The organism is Chitinophaga sp. SVR4-12A (assembly GCF_056754765.1).
Map to the genome: position 1 here is coordinate 3,315,001 of NZ_JBPGWP010000001.1, position 2,500 is coordinate 3,317,500.

Consider the following 2,500-nt stretch of genomic DNA (forward strand, 5'->3'; position numbering starts at 1 on the left):
CTCAAACCCTCGACCAGTGAGCTGTTACGCACTCTTTAAATGAATGGCTGCTTCCAAGCCAACATCCTGGCTGTTATAGGATTTGAACTGCGTTTGTTCAACTTAACATACGATTAGGGACCTTAGCTGTTAATCTGGGTTATTTCCCTCTCGGCCATGGACCTTAGCGCCCACAGCCTCACTCCCGTTCTTATATCATAGCATTCGGAGTTTATTAGGGTTTGGTAGGCGGTGAAGCCCCCTAGCCCAATTAGTAGCTCTACCTCTATGATACTTTATAAACGAGGCTGTTCCTAAAAACATTTCGGGGAGAACGAGCTATCTCTCAGTTTGATTGGCCTTTCACCCCTATCCACAGGTCATCCCATAGCTTTTCAACGCTAATGAGTTCGGTCCTCCAGTTTGTGTTACCAAACCTTCAACCTGCCCATGGATAGATCACAAAGTTTCGCGTCTACCCCCACTGACTAAAGCGCTCTGTTAGAACTCGCTTTCGCTACGGCTCCGCAACTTAAGTGCTTAACCTCGCCAGTGAGGAGTAACTCGTAGGCTCATTATGCAAAAGGCACGCCGTCACCCTTTAACAGGCTCCGACCGCTTGTAGGCGCACGGTTTCAGGTACTATTTCACTCTTCTGTTCGAAGTGCTTTTCACCTTTCCCTTACGGTACTGGTTCACTATCGGTCTCTAGGGAGTATTTAGCCTTACCAGATGGTGCTGGCAAATTCACACAGGATTCCTCCGGTCCCGCGCTACTCAGGATACCACTCGTCCACTAGAATTTCTGCCTACAGGACTATCACCTGCTTTGGTTCATCTTTCCAGATGATTCAACTTGATCTAGCTTTCTAAATGTGGTCCTATAACCCCGGGGCAGCACGCCACCCCGGTTTGGGCTCTTCCCTGTTCGCTCGCCACTACTTAGGGAATCATTAATTTATTTTCTTTTCCTGCAGGTACTTAGATGTTTCAGTTCCCTGCGTTGGCCCCCTTGCGGGTAGTACATCTTCAATGTACTGGGTTGTCCCATTCGGATATCTACGGATATAACGCTCGTTTGCAGCTCCCCGTAGCTTTTCGCAGCTTACCACGTCCTTCTTCGCCTCCTAGAGCCTAGGCATCCACCATGCGCCCTTATTCGCTTTAAAAATCTTAACTAGTTAATACTTGTCGTATACAACTTGTTTCCCAATATGTCAAAGAACTTGTTCAAGCAACTATCAGCTCTGGGCTGCTAGCATTTAGCCTGAAATCTGCTGATGTTATGGTTATGAACCACCAGGCCTTGCGCCACATCTTAGTTTTAACTGAAGAACTTGCTTTCTGTATCGTTCGTTTCGGGGTTGCAAAGGTATGTAATTTCTTTCATTCTTTCCAAATCTTTCTGCAACTTTTTCTAAGATTCTTTTATCATAATAACCTGATAAACATAACCTTATATCTACACCTTTTTTGCTAACCTTTCTACCGATACTTTAAAGAACTTACGCTTTTTTCAAAGCGGACTGCAAAGATACAATCCTGTCTGATTTCCGCAAAAATTAATGGAAACTTTTTTTAGAGAGAGATCCTTAAGGAGAAAAAAAAGTCCCGACATCCATCGGGACCTTTTTTCTAATAAATACGGCGGCTACCTACTCTCCCGCATTGTGGTGCAGTACCATCGGCCATGAGGGGCTTAACTTCTCTGTTCGGAATGGGAAGAGGTGAACACCCTCGGCATAACCACCATAAGATCTTATGCCAGCTGTCAGCTTTTAGCTATCAGCTGTTAGCGCCGCACCTGGTTTAGCTAAGGGCTAAGGACCAGCTGCTGACTGCTTCAATAATGTACATATTGGGAGTTGTATACAAGTGTATTAAATAAAATTAAAGCTTACGGGCAATTAGTACTACTCGGCTTCGATGTTACCACCCTTACACTTGTAGCCTATCAACGTCATAGTCTCTGACGGCCCTTAAAAGTAAACTCATCTTGAGGTTGGTTTCACGCTTAGATGCTTTCAGCGTTTATCCATGCCGTACATAGCTACTCAGCACTGCACCTGGCGGCACAACTGATACACCAGCGGTACGTACGACCCGGTCCTCTCGTACTAAGGTCATGTCCTCGCAATTTACTAACGATCACAACAGATAGGGACCGAACTGTCTTGCGACGTTCTGAACCCAGTTCACGTGCCACTTTAATCGGCGAACAGCCGAACCCTTGGGACCTTCTCCAGCCCCAGGATGTGACGAACCGACATCGAGGTGCCAAACCTCCCCGTCGATATGAGCTCTTGGGGGAGATCAGCCTGTTATCCCCGGAGTACCTTTTATCCTTTGAGCGATGGCCCTTCCATGCAGAACCACCGGATCACTTTAGCCAGCTTTCGCTCCTGCTCGGCTTGTCTGCCTCACAGTCAAGCACCCTTTTACTAATGCGCTCTTCGTACGATTACCAACCGTACTGAGGGTACCTTTGCGAGCCTCCGTTACTTTTTAGGAGGCGACCACC

Annotated in this window: 3 rRNA genes (2 of these 3 running past the window's edge); all 3 read right to left on the reverse strand. The window is 46.8% G+C overall.

Annotation, left to right across the window (positions count from 1 at the left end):
• Positions 1-1,148: ribosomal RNA gene (locus tag ACR9Y8_RS13475) — 23S ribosomal RNA — on the reverse strand; it reaches 1,734 nt to the left of the window's first position.
• A gap of 473 nt (positions 1,149-1,621) precedes the next feature.
• A 5S ribosomal RNA gene (gene rrf / locus ACR9Y8_RS13480) occupies positions 1,622-1,733 on the reverse strand.
• Between the two features lie 133 nt (positions 1,734-1,866).
• Positions 1,867-2,500 (reverse strand): 23S ribosomal RNA (locus ACR9Y8_RS13485); it runs 2,248 nt beyond the window's last position.